The organism is Bradyrhizobium sp. (genome assembly GCF_052389815.1).
Lineage (GTDB): Bacteria > Pseudomonadota > Alphaproteobacteria > Rhizobiales > Xanthobacteraceae > Bradyrhizobium.
The window spans coordinates 1-15,765 of record NZ_JBQTHN010000021.1; the positions used below are offsets into that span (position 1 = coordinate 1).

General features: G+C 65.8%; 11 protein-coding genes. 3 read left to right on the forward strand and 8 right to left on the reverse strand.

From position 1 onward, the window contains the following. The 7 genes from ACT4OC_RS05310 to ACT4OC_RS05340 all read right to left on the reverse strand — a co-directional run. Nucleotides 1-628: CHASE3 domain-containing protein (locus ACT4OC_RS05310; protein ID WP_444837925.1), on the reverse strand; the 628-nt coding region annotated here is incomplete at its 3' end. A gap of 110 nt (nt 629-738) precedes the next feature. Beyond that, complete coding sequence (accC, locus tag ACT4OC_RS05315; protein ID WP_444837926.1) at nt 739-2,091, reverse strand: acetyl-CoA carboxylase biotin carboxylase subunit; 1,353 nt, start codon at nt 2,089-2,091, stop codon at nt 739-741. 83 nt (nt 2,092-2,174) lie between these two features. Beyond that, nucleotides 2,175-2,660: an acetyl-CoA carboxylase biotin carboxyl carrier protein gene (gene accB, locus ACT4OC_RS05320; protein ID WP_444837927.1), complete on the reverse strand. Its 486-nt coding sequence runs from the start codon at nt 2,658-2,660 to the stop codon at nt 2,175-2,177. Between the two features lie 56 nt (nt 2,661-2,716). Further along, complete coding sequence (aroQ, locus tag ACT4OC_RS05325) at nt 2,717-3,184, reverse strand: type II 3-dehydroquinate dehydratase (protein ID WP_444837928.1); 468 nt, start codon at nt 3,182-3,184, stop codon at nt 2,717-2,719. A gap of 241 nt (nt 3,185-3,425) precedes the next feature. Further along, entirely contained in the window at nt 3,426-4,211 is a 786-nt protein-coding gene (locus ACT4OC_RS05330; protein WP_444837929.1) for a DUF1236 domain-containing protein, read from the reverse strand. A gap of 210 nt (nt 4,212-4,421) precedes the next feature. Continuing rightward, complete coding sequence (locus tag ACT4OC_RS05335) at nt 4,422-5,186, reverse strand: DsbA family protein (RefSeq protein ID WP_444837930.1); 765 nt, start codon at nt 5,184-5,186, stop codon at nt 4,422-4,424. Between the two features lie 89 nt (nt 5,187-5,275). Beyond that, nucleotides 5,276-6,670, reverse strand: a complete 1,395-nt coding sequence (locus ACT4OC_RS05340) for a M48 family metalloprotease (RefSeq protein WP_444837931.1) — start codon at nt 6,668-6,670, stop codon at nt 5,276-5,278. A 127-nt stretch (nt 6,671-6,797) separates the two neighbouring features. Here ACT4OC_RS05340 and ACT4OC_RS05345 point away from each other — a divergent pair, with 127 nt between their 5' ends. Beyond that, nucleotides 6,798-7,988, forward strand: coding sequence for a pyridoxal phosphate-dependent aminotransferase (locus ACT4OC_RS05345; protein WP_444837932.1), 1,191 nt, complete (start codon nt 6,798-6,800; stop codon nt 7,986-7,988). A gap of 90 nt (nt 7,989-8,078) precedes the next feature. Here ACT4OC_RS05345 and ACT4OC_RS05350 read toward each other — a convergent pair whose 3' ends face one another. Continuing rightward, nucleotides 8,079-11,093, reverse strand: coding sequence for an Rne/Rng family ribonuclease (locus ACT4OC_RS05350; protein ID WP_444837933.1), 3,015 nt, complete (start codon nt 11,091-11,093; stop codon nt 8,079-8,081). Nucleotides 11,094-11,778: 685 nt separating this feature from the next. On the opposite strand from ACT4OC_RS05350, the gene ACT4OC_RS05355 reads away from it, so the two are divergent. Further along, nucleotides 11,779-13,050, forward strand: coding sequence for an N-acetylmuramoyl-L-alanine amidase (locus tag ACT4OC_RS05355; protein WP_444837934.1), 1,272 nt, complete (start codon nt 11,779-11,781; stop codon nt 13,048-13,050). A 206-nt stretch (nt 13,051-13,256) separates the two neighbouring features. Then, nucleotides 13,257-15,746, forward strand: a complete 2,490-nt coding sequence (locus tag ACT4OC_RS05360; protein WP_444837935.1) for a penicillin-binding protein 1A — start codon at nt 13,257-13,259, stop codon at nt 15,744-15,746. Nucleotides 15,747-15,765 lie beyond the last annotated feature (19 nt).

Here is a 15,765-nt window from a genome sequence, read left to right on the forward strand (position 1 = left end):
AGCGGCGCACCAGGAAGATCGACATGCCGGCGAGCGCAATCACCATGCTGGAGCCCGCGATGGTGACGCTGGAGGCGAGCACCTGGCTGCGGTCGGCATTGACGATGCGCATCGCCAGCAGCCGCTCCTCCTCCGCCCGCATGGCGGCACCCACCTCGCGAATGGTGAGGCTGGTGCCGCCGGCGGCGGCTTCGCTCACCAGCGCGGCGGCGGCCGGCAGGTCGTTCTGCCTGACGAAATTCATCTCGCGAGCGAACTGATCGAGCCGCGTTTCGATCGCCGCGTTCAGCTTCCTCAGATTGTCGGCCTGCACCGGATTGTCACCGATCAATTGCACGAGCTTGGCGGCGTAGGGCGCGATGCTGGCGACCGCGGCGTCGTGCTCCCGCCGGAACTCCGGGCCCCGCGTCAGCAGGAAGCCGCGCGCCGAGCTTTCGGCGCGGCGAACCTCCAACAGCAGCGCGTTGATCTGGTTCTGGGCCTCGATCGTGTGGGTCACGCGACTGGAATCGTCTCGCGCCTTGTTGACCAGCAGGACCGAGGCGATGCTGATGGCAACCAGCACGAGGAATCCGGCCGTCAGAAGCAGAATCTGTCCGATTGCGCGCCGGCGCGACGCATCAGGCATGGCGAGATGCACAGGCAAGGGAGGTCGTTGCCCCTGAATGAAAAGTCCCCGACCGGAAACGCGCCAGCCCGGTTCCGGTTCCATCGACCGGGAACTTTTAATCGAGGCGTTCAGCCGACCGGCGGCTCGCCGGCCAGATAATGCTCGAGCCAGTGGATGTGGTAATCGCCGTCGATGATCGACTTCTCGCGCACCAGGGCGCGGAACAGCGGCAGCGTGGTCTCGATACCGTCGACCACCATCTCGTCGAGCGCGCGGCGCAGCCGCATCAGGCATTCCTGCCGGGTCTTGCCGTGCACGATCAGCTTGCCGACGAGCGAATCGTAATAGGGCGGTATCACGTAGCCCTGATAGACGGCCGAATCGATCCGCACGCCCAGGCCCCCCGGTGGGTGGAACTGGTTGATGCGGCCCGGCGAGGGGCGGAAGGTCTGCGGGTTCTCCGCATTGATGCGGCATTCGATGGCGTGGCCGATGATGGCCACCTCGTCTTGCCTGACCGGCAGGTCGCCGCCGGCGGCAATGCGGATCTGCTCCAGCACGAGGTCGATGTCGGTGATGCTCTCAGTGACGGGATGCTCGACCTGGATGCGGGTGTTCATCTCGATGAAATAGAACTCGCCGTCCTCGTACAGGAATTCGATGGTGCCGACGCCGAGATACTTCATGTCCTGCATCGCCTTGGCGCAGGTCTCGCCGATTTTTGCGCGCGCAGCAGCAGAGAGCACCGGCGAGGGGCCTTCCTCCCAGACCTTCTGGTGGCGGCGCTGCAGCGAGCAGTCGCGCTCGCCGAGATGGATAGCGCCGCCGCGGCCGTCGCCGAGGATCTGGATTTCGATGTGCCGCGGCCTGGTCAGGTATTTTTCGAGATAGACCGAGGCGTCGCCGAACGCCGACCTGGCCTCGTTGGCGGCGGTGGTGATCGCCAGCGCCAGATCCTCCGCGGTGTGCGCCACCTTCATGCCGCGCCCGCCGCCGCCGGCCGCCGCCTTCACCAGCACGGGAAAGCCGATCTCTTTGGCGATCGCCATCGCGTCTTCTTCGGCGGTGACGGCGCCATCGGAGCCGGGCACCACGGGAATGCCGAGGCGTTTGGCGGTCTTCTTGGCCTCGATCTTGTCGCCCATCAGGCGGATGTGCTCGGCCTTTGGACCGATGAAGTCGAGATTGTGCTCGGCGAGGATTTCGGCGAAGCGGGCGTTCTCCGAAAGAAAGCCGTAGCCGGGATGCACGGCTTCGGCGCCGGTGATCTCGCAGGCCGCCAGCAGCGCCGGGACGTTGAGATAGCTGTCCTTCGACGGGGGCGGGCCGATGCAAACGCTCTCGTCGGCGAGGCGCACATGCATGGCGTCGGCGTCGGCCGTGGAATGCACCGCGACCGTGGAGATGCCGAGCTCCTTGCAGGCCCGCAAGACGCGAAGCGCGATCTCGCCGCGATTGGCTATGAGAATTTTATCGAACATGGCGCCTCAAAGGGCGAGTGGCGAGTAGCGAATGGCGAATGGGGAAGAGGCGGTCCATTCGCTATTCGCCATTCGCCATTCGCTCATTCAATGATCATCAGCGGCTCGCCGAACTCGACCGGCTGGCCGTCCTCGACGAGAATCTGCGTCACCGTGCCGGCGCGCGGCGACGGAATCTGGTTCATCGTCTTCATGGCTTCGATGATGAGCAGCGTCTGTCCGGCCGTCACGCGGGTGCCGACCTCGACGAACGGCTTTGCGCCGGGCTCCGGCGCCCAATAGGCGGTGCCGACCATCGGCGAGGGGACCGCGCCCGGGTGCTTGGCGGGATCGGCAGCTGCGGATGCGGTAGCCGCCGCAGCGACCGCCACGGGAGTTGGCGCGGCAGCCGGCATGTAGGCCGACGGCATCGCTGCGGCGACGCTGATATTGCGCGCAACCCGCACGCGAAGCCCGGCGCGCTCGATCTCGATCTCGGTGAGGCTGGTCTCATCCAGCAGCAGCGCGAGCTCGCGGATGAGCGCGCTGTCGTCGTTCTTGGAGGATTTGTCGGCAGGCTGGCGCGCCATGATCTTGATCCGAAACTTTCTGTCTGGTGACGGCGGGGTGCGTCAAATCTTGGAAGTCAGTTGGCTCTCTTGGCGCCGATCCTGGCGGCAAGACCGGATATCGCGAGCCGGTAGCCTTCGATGCCGAAGCCGGTCAGGCTGGCAAAGGCGGCCATGGCGGTGAAGGAATGATGCCGGAAACTCTCGCGGGCATGAACGTTGGTGATGTGAACCTCGACCGTCGGAATGTTTGTGCCCTTGATTGCGTCGTGGAGTGCAATCGAGGTGTGCGAATAGGCGGCGGCGTTGATGACGAGGCCGGCGGCTTTCTTCGCATGGGCTTCGTGGATGATGTCGACGAGCTCGCCCTCGTGGTTGGACTGCCGGCAATCGGCCTTCAGTCCGAACTGCGCGGCGGTCTCGACGCAGAGCCTTTCGACGTCGGCCAGCGTGAAGTTGCCATACTTCTCGGGCTCGCGGATTCCCAGCAGGTTGAGGTTGGGACCGTTGAGCACGTAAATGGTTTCGGCAGAGGCCTCGGCCATGAAATTCCCGGCAAGGTGGCTGTGTAGGTGGGGCGCGTTATAGGTAACAACGCGGCCAAGGGGAAGCCTTTAGGCCCCTGGGATGGCATCCCGGCCACTTCATCCACTTGCCGAAAAACCCGGCAAAAGCTGTGGAAATCCTTCAATTAACCAATGCCCGAGGATGGTTCCGGCGGCGCCCCCGGTCATGCAAAAGGGGCGGGCATTGCTGCCCGCCCCCGATGCCGTCCGCTTTCGTTGGTCAGCCCTCGATGATGTAGACGATCTCATGCGTCTTCGGGCGCACGATCACGTAGCGTCCCTTGATCAGCACCACCTGATAGCCGCGCCACTCCGGATAGATTTCCACGATACGCGGCGGAAGCGGATGGAAGCGGATCGTGGCCGGCAGGCGGGTGCCAACCACGACGTTGACGTTCACATTGGCGCCGACATCCTGGAATTTCTCCGACTTGATGGCGGTCGTGATCTGGCTGCGCTTCTCGGGCGGAGGCGCTGCGGGCGCCATGCCTGTGGTGGTCTGCGAGCCGGTTTGCGCGCCCTGAGGACGGTTGCTATCCGTCGTGCCTTCCTTCTGTTGCATCCGGTTGGTGTCGGTCGCGCCTTTCTGGCCCGGGTCCTTCATCCGGTCCTCGCGGCCCATCGTTGCGCCGCCCTTGTCCTCGCGGCCCTTCGTGGCTGCGCCGCCCTTGTCGGGCGCCTGGCCGACCGTCCCGCCTTTCTCGCGGCCCTCGCCCTTCATGCCGCCCTTCATGTCCTCACGGCGTTGGGCCTTCATGTCCTTGCTGCCCTTGTCGGGAGCCTGACCGACCGTGCCGCCCTTGTCGGACTGGCCGGACTTGGACTTCATGCCGGAATCGTCACGCTGCTGGGTAGCCGCGCCGCCACCGGACGAAGGCGCCTGCTGGTAGCTGGAACCTGCGCCACCCTCGCTCTTCATGCCGCCACCGGCGCCCTGCGCATTGGCAAATCCGGTGCCGGCGATCAGCGCCGCGGCTGCGACGGAAATCAGAAAACGGTTAGTCATACGTCTCTCTCCTCCACACTTCATTGCCCGGGCCGACAACGAAGCGCGCAAGTCGATGTTCCGGAGCGAATGCGGTTCCTGCCGATTTTCTTTGGTGAACGCGCAATGAACCGCAATGCCCGGAAAGCGGCGCAAAGAAAAAGGGCGCAAAAGAAAAAGGCCGGCGAGCGCCGGCCTTCGAACGAACTGCGGACGATCTCGTCGTGCGCCTCAGCAGGTGGCCTTACCACAGCGGGCGTTGCTGATCTTCTCGCGCAGGGCAGCGACGCCGACCGCACCGATCACGATCTGCTTGCCGATCACGTAGCTGGGCGTGCCGTTCATGCCGAGCGAGTCGGCGATCCTGAGATTCTCTTCCAGCGTGGCGCGCACCTCGGGGCTGGAGATATCCTTTTCCAGCCTGCCCATGTCGAGCCCGGCGTCCTTGGCGGCGGCCATCGCGCGCGCCTTGTCGGCCTGGCCGCGGCCGTTGAGCAGCTTCTGGTGGAAGTCGAGATACTTCTTGCCGGTCGGATCCTGCATGCGCACGGCGACCGCGACCTGCGCGGCCTCGATCGAGCCCTGGCCCAGCACCGGGAATTCCTTCAGCACGACCTTGAGCTTCGGATCGCTCTTCATCAGCTCCATCATGTCGTTCATGGCGCGCTTGCAGAAGCCGCAATTGTAATCGAAGAACTCCACGAAAGTGACGTCGCCGTCCTTGTTGCCGACGGTGACGCCGCGCGGCGAGTTGAAGATGGTGTCGGCGTTCTTGGCGATGGTGGCCTGCTGCTTCTCGCTCTCGGCCGCGGCCTGGCGCTTGGTCAATTCGGCCATCGCCTCTTCCAGCACCTCGGGGTGCGCGATCAGGTATTCGCGGACGATCTTCTCGATCTCGCCGCGCTGGGCGCCGGAAATCTGCGCGGATGCTGCCTGCGGCGCAGCGAAAAGCGCGAGGGCGAGCAGGGCGGGGGCGAGCAGGCGGAACGAAGGCATTTGCTATTCCTTTTCGAGCAATCGGCGAGGGGATATTGCCGGAAAATCCCCGCCACCCAATAACGTACTAACCCAGGCGAAGTTTACGGCTAGTTGTTTCTTTGCCCCGGAAGCGGCTTGGCGCTCACAATGTCGTCAGCCTTGACCCAGCCCGGAGTGCCGACGGCGAACCGCGTCTTGGCGCGCGAGGCCAGTTCGCGCGCGGTCTTGCGGTCGCCGCGCAGAAAAGCGGCCTGGGCGGAGGCGAGATCGGCCTGTGCGTAATCCCCCTTGCGGCCATAGGCCATGGCGAGCTGGGAATAGCCGAGCGGCGCCTCGGTCTCCCGCGATACCGCCGCACGCAGGATCGTGATCGCCTCGTCCGTGTAGGCGTTGTTGTTGGAGGCGACCAGCGCCTGTCCGAGCAGCATCGCGATCAGCGGAGCGTTGTGGGAGAGCTGCACTGCCTTGCGCAGCGGTGCGATCGCCTCCGCAGGCCGGCCGCCCTCCAGCAACGCCTGGCCGCGCAGCTCGTAGAAGTAAGGGTTGTTCGGATGCTCCTGGATCAGGGCGTCGATCTGGCCGACCGCCGAGCGCAGATCGCCGTGACGGTAGGTCACGATGGCGCGGGCATAACGCGACGGCAGGCCGTTGTTGGATGCAAGATAGCGGCGAGAGACTGTATCCGGCCGCTCCATGAAAGCGGAGATCTTGGCGCGCACCATGTCGTGGCGCAGCTGCAGCGCCGGATCGTCCTTCTTGTCCCAATAGGGGCTGGAGCGCGCCAGTCCCTCGAGCGCCGCAACGCGTTCGGCCGGCATCGGGTGCGACTGCAGATAGGGATCGGCGCCGCGCGCGGCGAACAGGCCTTCGCTGGTGAAGCGCTTGAACGTCTCGTACATGCCGCGCGGCGACTGGCCGGTCGCGGTGAGGTATTTCACGCCGGCGCGGTCGGCGTTTTCCTCGTGCTGGCGCTGGTAGGAGAGCAGGCTGCGCCGGATCATTTCCTGCGGCGCCTGCATGGCGGCGGCGCCCGCTTGCGACATTCCGCTGCCCGGACCGGAGCGGGCGCCGGCAACCATTGCGCCGGCGCCGAGCAGCATGGCGATGATCATCTGGGTCTGCGCGTTGGCGAGCTGCTCGCGGAGCTTGGCGAGATGGCCGCCGGCGAGGTGGCCGGTCTCGTGCGCCAGCACGCCGATGATCTGGTTCGGCGTCTCGGACTGCGTGATCGCGCCGGAGTTGACGAAGATGCGGCGACCGTCGGCAACGAAAGCGTTGAAGCTTGCGTTGTTGATGATCACCATCTGGATGTTCTGCTTCTCCAGACCCGCGGTGCGCAGGATGGGGCGGGTATAGTCGCGCAAGAGCTGCTCGGTCTCGGTGTCCTGGATCAGCGGGATACCGCCCTGTGCCGTGGCGGCCGTCGGCGCAGCCGCGGTCGCCAAAGCGGCGGCGAACGCGATGGCCCTGGCGGTCCGGCTATGGGGCGCGATGGCTGGCATGGAACGGTTGACAGTGATTGGCGGCAGCCTCTAGAGGCGATATGTCCTTAAGTACCGCCGAATAAGGCCAGTTCGGGGCACCGACACCCCACTTTCGGCATATGCCGGGGTCAGATAGCAGATAACCATGCTCGATGCGACACTTAGAGAGCGCGCTGGACGCCTGTTGAAGGCGTCGGGACGCAGCGAAGTTCCGCCCTTCATGGTGATGGACGTGATGGCGGCGGCGGCGCGGATCGAGGCCGCGGGCGGCCATGTCATCCACATGGAAGTCGGCCAGCCGGCGGCGCCCGCGCCGAAGACGGCGATTGCGGCCGCGCATGCCGCGCTGGAGCAGGCGCGGATCGATTACACGTCCGCGCTCGGCATCCCCTCGCTGCGCGCGCGTATTGCGCGGCACTATCGCGAGACCTATGGCTGCGACGTCGATCCCGAGCGAATCGTGGTGACGACCGGCTCTTCCGGCGGATTCATCCTGGCGTTCCTTGTGATGTTCGAGCCCGGCGACCGCGTCGCGGTGACGGTTCCCGGCTATCCGCCCTATCGCCACATCCTCACGGCGCTCGGCTGCGAGCCGGTGCTGATCGAGACCACCAGCGAGACGCGCCATGCGCTGACGGGCGAGGCGCTGCTTGCCGCCCACCGCAAGACGCCGCTGAAGGGCGTGCTGGTCGCCAGCCCGGCCAATCCGACCGGCACCATGATGTCGCGTGAGGCGCTGACCAGCCTGATGCAGGCCGCGGGCAGCGCCGGCATCCGCTTCATCTCCGACGAGATCTATCACGGGCTCGACTATGCCTTTCCCGCGGTGACGGCGGCAGCGCTCCCGGGCGATGCGCTCGTCATCAATTCCTTCTCGAAATATTTCTGCATGACCGGCTGGCGCGTCGGCTGGATGGTGGCGCCGGAGGTGCTGGTGCGCCCCATCGAGCGGCTGCAGCAAAATCTCTCGATCTCGGTGCCGACGCTGTCGCAGATCGCAGCGGAAGCCGCCTTCGACGGCCGCGAGGAGATGGATGCGATCAAGCACGGCTATGAAGAGAACCGCCGCATCCTGATCGAAGGCCTGCCGCGCGCGGGCCTGACCAAGTTCCTGCCGGCAGACGGGGCATTTTACCTCTATGCCGACGTATCCGACTTCACCGCCGACAGTTTCGAGTTCGCCAAGGCCATGCTGGAGAAGGCCGGCGTCGCAACAACGCCCGGAGTCGATTTCGATCCCGTCCACGGCCGCTCCTTCATCCGCTTCTCCTATGCGCGTTCTGCCGAGGACATGCGGGAGGCGGTGAGGCGGATCGCGCGCTGGCTTGGCCGGTAAGATCGCCGGACGGAGGATCGCACGCTCGATCCATGAACGAAAATCGCCCGGTCTTGCCGGGCGATTTCCTGTTGTCCTCGCTTGCCTGGCCTATCCGCCGCCGAAGCGGCGTGACCACCAGCCGGCCTTGCGCGGCTGGTCGCTTTCGGGCGGGGCAGCTTCCTCGGGAGCCGGTGCCGGCTGGCTGACGGCAGCCGGGGCGGCAGGTGCGGCGTCCGGCGCGGGGGCGGATACGAAGCTGACCTTTTCGCGCACCGTCGAGCGGCGCCGTGTCGATTTCTCATCGGCGGCGGTTTCATCCGGCGCTGGAGCGACTGGTTCAGGCGGCTGCGGCGGCTCTGCCGGCTCGGCCTGGAATGTCTGCGCAACGGGCTCGGGTTGCTGTGCAATCGAGGGCGCGGTTTCGGGGCCACCATCGAAATCGGCGACCGCCGTGGCCGCCTCCAGGGCGGAGGGCGGCGCGAGCTCGTCGCTGATCGAGCCGGCGAGGCCATCCTCGCGTCCGCCGCTGCGACGGCGGCGACCGCCACGGCGTCCGCGGCGGCGCGGCCGCCGATCGCCGTCCTGACCTTGCTCGGCGCCGGCGACGGCCGGCTGCTCGTCGGAATCTTCTTCGTCGGAGAAGGCATCGCCGGTGACGCCGCCTTCGGTCGCTTCGGCCATGGCGGCCTGCACCGTTTCGGCATCGTCGCGCGGCTGAGCGCCTTCACGCGCCTCGCTCTCGCGACCGCCGCGGCCACGCCGGCGGCGGCGGCGCTTGCGCCGCTGGCCGTCGCCTTCGCCGTCCTCGGCCGTCCGCTGTTCGTCGGCAAGGCCCTCGGTCTCGTCGGTCTCGATCTCCGATTCCGTCTCGATGTCGAAGCCGTCGTCCTCGTCCTCGGCTTCCTCTTCCCGCACCGGGCCGCCTGCCGCCTGCGCCGCCAGCAGTGCCTTGGCCGCCTCCAGCGTATGCACCTGTTCGGCGCGATCGATGATGAAGGACTGCTGGCCGCTGACCGTGGGGTCGGCGACGACGGCAAGCGAAACCTTGAAGCTGTTCTCGAGGTCGCGCAGGTGGCCGCGCTTGTGGTTGAGGACGTAGAGCGCGACGTCGGTACGGGTGCGCACCGTCAGATTATGGGTGGCGCCCTTCATCAGGATTTCTTCGATGCCGCGCAGCAGCTGCAGCGCCACCGAGGAGACGGAGCGGACGTGACCGGTGCCGCCGCATTGCGCGCAGGGCTCGGTCGAGGATTCCAGCACGCTGGCGCGGATGCGCTGACGGGACATTTCCAACAGGCCGAAATGCGAGATACGGCCGACCTGGATGCGCGCGCGGTCCTGCCGCAGGCAGTCGGAGAGCTTGCGCTCCACCGCGCGGTTGTTGCGCTTCTCGTCCATGTCGATGAAGTCGATGACGATCAGGCCGGCGAGGTCGCGCAGCCTGAGCTGCCGCGCGACTTCCTCGGCGGCTTCCAGGTTGGTCTTCAGCGCGGTATCCTCGATGTGATGCTCGCGCGTCGAGCGGCCGGAGTTGACGTCGATCGAGACCAGCGCCTCGGTCTGGTTGATGACGATGTAGCCGCCGGAGCGCAGCTGCACGGTCGGTGAGAACATCGCATCGAGCTGGCTCTCGACGCCCATTCGCGAGAACAGCGGCTGGCCGTCGCGATACTGCTTCACCGACTTCACGTTGGACGGCATCAGCATCTTCATGAAGTCGCGCGCTTCGCGGTAGCCGCCTTCGCCGGCCACCATGATGTCGTCGATCTCTTTGTTGTAGAGGTCGCGCAGCGAACGCTTGATCAGCGAGCCTTCCTCGTAGACGAGGGTGGGGGCCTGCGACTTCAGCGTCATGTCGCGCACGGTTTCCCACATGCGGATCAGGTATTCGAAGTCGCGCTTGATCTCCGGCTTGGTGCGGGAGGCGCCGGCGGTGCGCAGGATGATCCCCATGCCCTCGGGCACGTCGAGATCCTGCACCACTTCCTTCAGGCGCGAGCGGTCCTGGGCGGAGGTGATCTTGCGGCTGATGCCGCCGCCCCGCGCGGTGTTCGGCATCAGGACGGCATAGCGGCCGGCGAGCGACAGATAGGTCGTCAGCGCCGCGCCCTTGTTGCCGCGCTCTTCCTTGACCACCTGCACCAGCATCACCTGGCGCCGCTTGATGACTTCCTGGATCTTGTACTGTCGGCGCGGACGGAACGGCCGCTCCGGAACTTCCTCCAGCACGTCGTCGCCGCCGACGGACTCGACGACTTCCTCTTCGGCGTCCTCGCCGTCGTCCTCGTCATCCTCACCGAGCTCACCATCTGCGGCTGCCGATGCGACTTCGCCATAGGATTCGACTTGGGATTCGACTTGGGCTTCGGCCGGGCCTTCGCCGGCGTGCGCGGCCTCGTCGGCATGCGCGACGATCTCCTCCGCCCGCTCCTCGGCGGCGCGCTCGGCCTCGACGCCGACCTCGGTGCCGGCGGGTGCCTCGGGTGCGGTGGAAGCGACGGATTCCTCGACCGCGGCAACGACCGGATCGGGCTGCGCGACCGGCGCTTCCTGCGCAACGGCCTCGCGCCCGTATCCATGATGACGGTCATCATGGTCGTGCGCTTCATGCTCGTGGTATTCGCCGTGAGCTTCGTGGGCTTGGGTCCCGAATTCGGGCGGCTCGCCGTAGGGCACGTAACCCTCGAAGGGCTGCGCTTCGGGCGCGGCATCGGCAGCGGCGGCCTCCACGATCTCGCTGCGGACGCGGTCGCCGCCTCCGCGGCGGCGCGCATTGCGGTGGCGCGAGCGGCGACGGTGGGAACGGTTCTCGCTCTCCTCCTCGGCCTCGCGATGGGCGCGCTCGTCGGCCTCGATCAGCGCCTGACGGTCGGCGACCGGGATCTGGTAATAGTCGGGATGGATTTCGCTGAAGGCGAGGAAGCCGTGCCGGTTGCCGCCATATTCGATGAAGGCGGCCTGCAGCGACGGCTCTACGCGGGTGACTTTGGCGAGATAGATGTTGCCGCGCAGTTGTTTGCGCTGGGCGGTCTCGAAATCAAACTCTTCGACTCGATTGCCGCGAACCACGACGACCCGGGTCTCCTCCGGGTGGGTGGCATCGATCAACATTTTGTTGGGCATCTTGGAACTCATGACGGCGGCGGGCGCGTTTCATGGCGTGCGCAAGCTGCGCTGGCCTTTCACGCGACGGTCCACCTGATTCGGGGGTGAGGGGAAGGCCAAATCGCAAGGTGGGGCGCCGCGCCGAACGGGATCGCACGAAAGCATGCCGCGGCTTCGCGTTTGCTTCGTGGATCAGGGTCGGCAACACAGTCTGGCGCATCAAGCGTCGGCCCGTCTAAAAATGGGGCGGCAAGGGTGCCGCCTGGTAGCTTTCGCTGTCGGCCCGGCCTGGCGCAAGGCGCGCCGTGCCGGCGAATCAAGCATCCGACCCCGAGGGGTGCCGGATGTTCGGCTGCGCCGTATCAAAAACCGTCCCTGGAGCAGAAAAGTGGCCTTGGGACGGGCCGCCGCTCGGGCTCGAAACCGCCGCTCCTTGTCAGCCGCGCGCGGCGCGGGCTCTGGAGGGATCGGAAAAACGCTGGAAATCTCCGAAATCGGAGCTTCCGGCGCGGCACCGGGAGGCTGAACGCGACACAACCGGGAAATAGCCGTCAGCGGCCTTTACATACGTGGATTGGACGTTAGGCGCAAGGAGCGTCACGGGGCTGCAACACTCGCTGCTTTTGTCAGCGGGAACATTAAGGTTCGATTAACCCTGTGGTTTTATTGCGGTAAGGAAGGCTCCTCGGAGGCAGAGGAATCGTTGGCGAGCCGAACAAATCACCTCGTTTTGCTGGGGTCCGCGCTCTTGTGCGCCGCAGCATTTACGTGCGGCCAGCTGCCCGCCCTTGCCGCAGAAGGGCAGCCGGTCGCCGTCTCCAATTTTCCGATCGCATCCGATGCGCGGTTGGCGGGCGATGCCAGACAGACCCGCTTCGTGCTCGATCTCGACAAACCGATTCAGCACCGTGCCTTCACGCTCGCCGATCCCTATCGGGTGGTGATCGACATTCCCCAGGTCAGCTTTCAGCTGCCGGCCGGCGTCGGCATTGCAGGGCGAGGGCTGATCAGGGCTTTCCGCTACGGGCTCGTGATGCCCGGCGGCTCGCGCATCGTCTTCGACCTGACGGGACCGGCAAAGATCGCCAACTCCTATCTGCTGGAGGCCGCCAATGGCCAGCCGCCGCGGCTGGTACTGGAACTCGCCGAGGTCGACCGCACCGCCTTCCTGCAATCGCTCACCCCGGATGCGCGCCCCGAATTGCGCCCCGCCATGGCCGATGCCAATGCGGCTGTCGCACCCGCCAAGCCGGCAGGGCCGCCCGACACGCGCCCGGTGATCGTCATCGATCCAGGCCATGGCGGCCCGGACAACGGCACTCAGGCCGGCGGCAGCGAGTTCATGGAGAAGAACCTCGTCCTCACCTTCGGACTTGCGCTGCGCGACCGTATCCAGAAGTCGGGCAAATACCGCGTGGTGATGACCCGCGACGACGATACCTTCGTTCCGCTCGACGAGCGTGTCCGCGTTGCGCGCAGCCAGTCCGCGGCGCTGATGGTGTCAATTCATGCCGACGCGCTGCCCCGCGGCGAGGGCGATGCCCGGGGCGCGACCATCTACACGCTGTCCGAAAAGGCCTCCGACTCGGAAGCAGAGCGGCTGGCGGAGGCCGAGAATCGCTCGGACGCGATCGCGGGCGTTTCGATAAGCGCCGAACCCGTCGTTGCCGACATCCTGATCGACCTCGCTCAGCGCGAAACCCGAACCTTTTCCAACCGCTTCGCCCGCATCCTGATGGGCGAGATGAAGACCACGGTCAGGATGCACAAGCATCCCTTGAAGTCGGCCGGCTTCCGGGTGCTGAAGGCGCCCGACGTGCCTTCCGTGCTGGTCGAACTGGGCTATGTCTCCAACAAGGGCGACCGCGAGCACCTGGTGTCGGAGAGCTGGCGCAACCGCACCGCCGGCGCAATGGCCCAGGCGATCGATGCGTTTCTGGCCAAACGGCTGGCAACGGCGGGATCGGGCGATTGAGAAGCAAAAGTTCCGGCCGCACCAAGCCCTAGTTTGGCCACAGCGGCAGCCAATAAAAAACGACTGAGGGGCTTGCGGAATCGGTCAAATTTCCCCGCCGGACCATGTATTATCCGCCCGCGAACCAGGCTGGACGTCGCGCGGGCTCGAAGATTAACGAAAAGCGCCGGGACGGCGGCGCCGATGGTAGGAACGGAACATCGACAATGCGCTTGCTGGTGCGGTTTTTGGGTTTCCTGTTCGCTGCCGGGACCGTGGTGTTCCTCGTCGGCGTTGCTGCCGCCGCCGGCTTGATCTGGCATTTCTCCCGCGACCTGCCGGACTATTCCCAGCTTCAGGACTATGAGCCGCCGGTCATGACGCGCATCCACGCGTCCGACGGCTCGCTGCTTGGCGAATACTCCAAGGAACGCCGGCTTTATCTGCCGATCCAGGCAGTGCCGAAGATGGTCATCAACGCGTTCCTCGCGGCTGAAGACAAGAATTTCTATGAGCATGGCGGCCTCGACTTCACGGGCTTGGCGCGCGCGGCCGTGCTCTACGCGCAGAACTTCGGCTCCAACAAGCGCCCGCAGGGCGCCTCGACGATCACGCAACAGGTCGCCAAGAACTTCCTCCTGACCAACGAGGTGTCGTTCACCCGCAAGATCAAGGAAGCGCTGCTGGCGATGCGCATCGAGCGGACCTATTCCAAGGACCGCATCCTCGAGCTCTATCTCAACGAGATCTATCTCGGCCTCGGCGCCTACGGCATCGCCGCGGCCTCGCTGGTCTATTTCGACAAATCGGTGAACGAGCTCACGGTCGCGGAAGCCTCCTATCTCGCTGCCTTGCCGAAGGCGCCGGCCGCACTGCATCCGGTGCGCAACCGCGACCGCGCCATCGAGCGGCGCAACTACGTGGTCGATCGCCTGGTCGAGAATGGCTGGATCAAGCAGGCCGACGCCGAGAAGGCGCGCAAGGAAGGCCTCAACGTCGCCTCGCGCTCCAACGCCGCGCATGTCTTCGCCGGCGAATATTTCGCCGAGGAAGTCCGCCGCGACATCTTCGAGCGCTATGGTGAGAAGAAGCTCTATGAAGGCGGCCTCTCGGTCCGCACCACGCTCGATCCCAAGCTTCAGGTGATGGCGCGCAAGACCATGGTCGCCGGTCTCGTCCATTTCGACGAGGCGAGCGGCTATCGCGGCGCGATCCAGAAGCTCGACATTTCCGGCGACTGGGGCGTCAAGCTCGCCGACATCAAGTCGCTGTCCGATATCTCGCCGTGGCGCATGGCGGTGGTGCTGGAGACCAGCGACCAGTCGGCGCGCGTCGGCTTCCAGCCCGGCCGCGAGCTCGGCGGCGCCGTCAGCAAGGTCCGGCAGACCGGCATCGTCACGCTCGAAGGCGTCAAATGGGCCAAGCCCGCATCCGGGCCGAACCGCAAGGCTCCGACGACGGTTTCCTACGTGCTGCAGCCGGGCGACGTGATCTACGTCGACCCGCTGTTCGGCAAGGATGGCAAGGAGATCGAAGGGCAATACCGGTTGCGCCAGCTGCCGGAAGTCTCCGGCGCGATGGTGGTGATGGATCCCTGGACCGGCCGCGTGCTGGCGATGGTCGGCGGCTTCTCGTTCGACCAGAGCCAGTTCAACCGCGCCACCCAGGCCTACCGGCAGCCGGGTTCTTCCTTCAAGCCGCTGGTCTATTCCACGGCGCTGGACAATGGCTATACGCCGTCCACGGTCGTGGTCGATGGTCCCATCGAAATCGACCAGGGGCAGGGTTCCGGCGTGTGGCGACCGGAAAACTATTCGACTGGCAAGTATTACGGTCCGGTGACGCTGCGCTACGCGCTGCAGCGCTCGCTCAACACGGTGACAGTGCGCCTCGCGCAAGACATCGGCATGCCCTTGATCGGCGAATACGCCAAGCGCTTCGGCGTCTATGACGAATTGCCGAACTATCTGTCCTACGCGCTCGGCGCCGGCGAGACGACCGTGATGCGCATGGTCACGGCCTATTCGATGTTCGCCAATGGCGGCCGCCGCGTGAAGTCGACGCTGATCGACCGCATCCAGGACCGTTACGGCCACACCATCTTCAAGCATGACCAGCGCGAATGCCGCGGTTGCGACGCGCCGGGCGGCTGGAAGAACCAGCCGGAGCCGGCGCTGGTCGACCGCCGCGAGCAGGTGCTCGACGCCATGACCGCCTACCAGATCACCTCCATGATGGAGGGCGTGGTGCAGGGCGGCACGGCGACCATCCTCAGGGAAGTCGGCAAGCCCATCGCCGGCAAGACCGGCACCACCAACGACGAAAAGGACGCCTGGTTCATCGGCTTCTCGCCGGACATCGCGGTCGGCGTCTATATCGGCTACGACAAGCCGCGCCACCTCGGCAGGGGCGCGACCGGCGGCCATCTCGCTGCTCCGGTCGTGAAGGACTTCCTCAAGCTCGCGCTTGCCGACAAGCAGCCGATCCCGTTCAAGGTTCCGGCCGGCATCAAGCTGGTACGCGTCGACTCCAAGAGCGGCATGCGCGCCGGCTCCTACGAAGGACGCGGCACCCTGCTGGAAGCCTTCAAGCCCGGCACGGCGCCGCCGGATAATTACAGCGTGATTGGCGTCGCCGATGCCGATGCCCAACGGCCGCTGTTTGCGCCGCCGGATGCCGGTAGCATCATGCGTCCGGGTACCGGCGGATTGTGGTAGCCGGTTGCGTCAGGCGGTA

Bases quoted from the DNA above. Each gene is read 5' to 3' on its own strand.
- accC (WP_444837926.1), bottom strand. From the start codon at position 2,091: ATGTTCGATAAAATTCTCATAGCCAATCGCGGCGAGATCGCGCTTCGC.
- accB (WP_444837927.1), bottom strand. From the start codon at position 2,660: ATGGCGCGCCAGCCTGCCGACAAATCCTCCAAGAACGACGACAGCGCG.
- aroQ (WP_444837928.1), bottom strand. From the start codon at position 3,184: ATGGCCGAGGCCTCTGCCGAAACCATTTACGTGCTCAACGGTCCCAAC.
- ACT4OC_RS05330 (WP_444837929.1), bottom strand. From the start codon at position 4,211: ATGACTAACCGTTTTCTGATTTCCGTCGCAGCCGCGGCGCTGATCGCC.
- ACT4OC_RS05335 (WP_444837930.1), bottom strand. From the start codon at position 5,186: ATGCCTTCGTTCCGCCTGCTCGCCCCCGCCCTGCTCGCCCTCGCGCTT.
- ACT4OC_RS05340 (WP_444837931.1), bottom strand. From the start codon at position 6,670: ATGCCAGCCATCGCGCCCCATAGCCGGACCGCCAGGGCCATCGCGTTC.
- ACT4OC_RS05345 (WP_444837932.1), top strand. From the start codon at position 6,798: ATGCTCGATGCGACACTTAGAGAGCGCGCTGGACGCCTGTTGAAGGCG.
- ACT4OC_RS05350 (WP_444837933.1), bottom strand. From the start codon at position 11,093: ATGCCCAACAAAATGTTGATCGATGCCACCCACCCGGAGGAGACCCGG.
- ACT4OC_RS05360 (WP_444837935.1), top strand. From the start codon at position 13,257: ATGCGCTTGCTGGTGCGGTTTTTGGGTTTCCTGTTCGCTGCCGGGACC.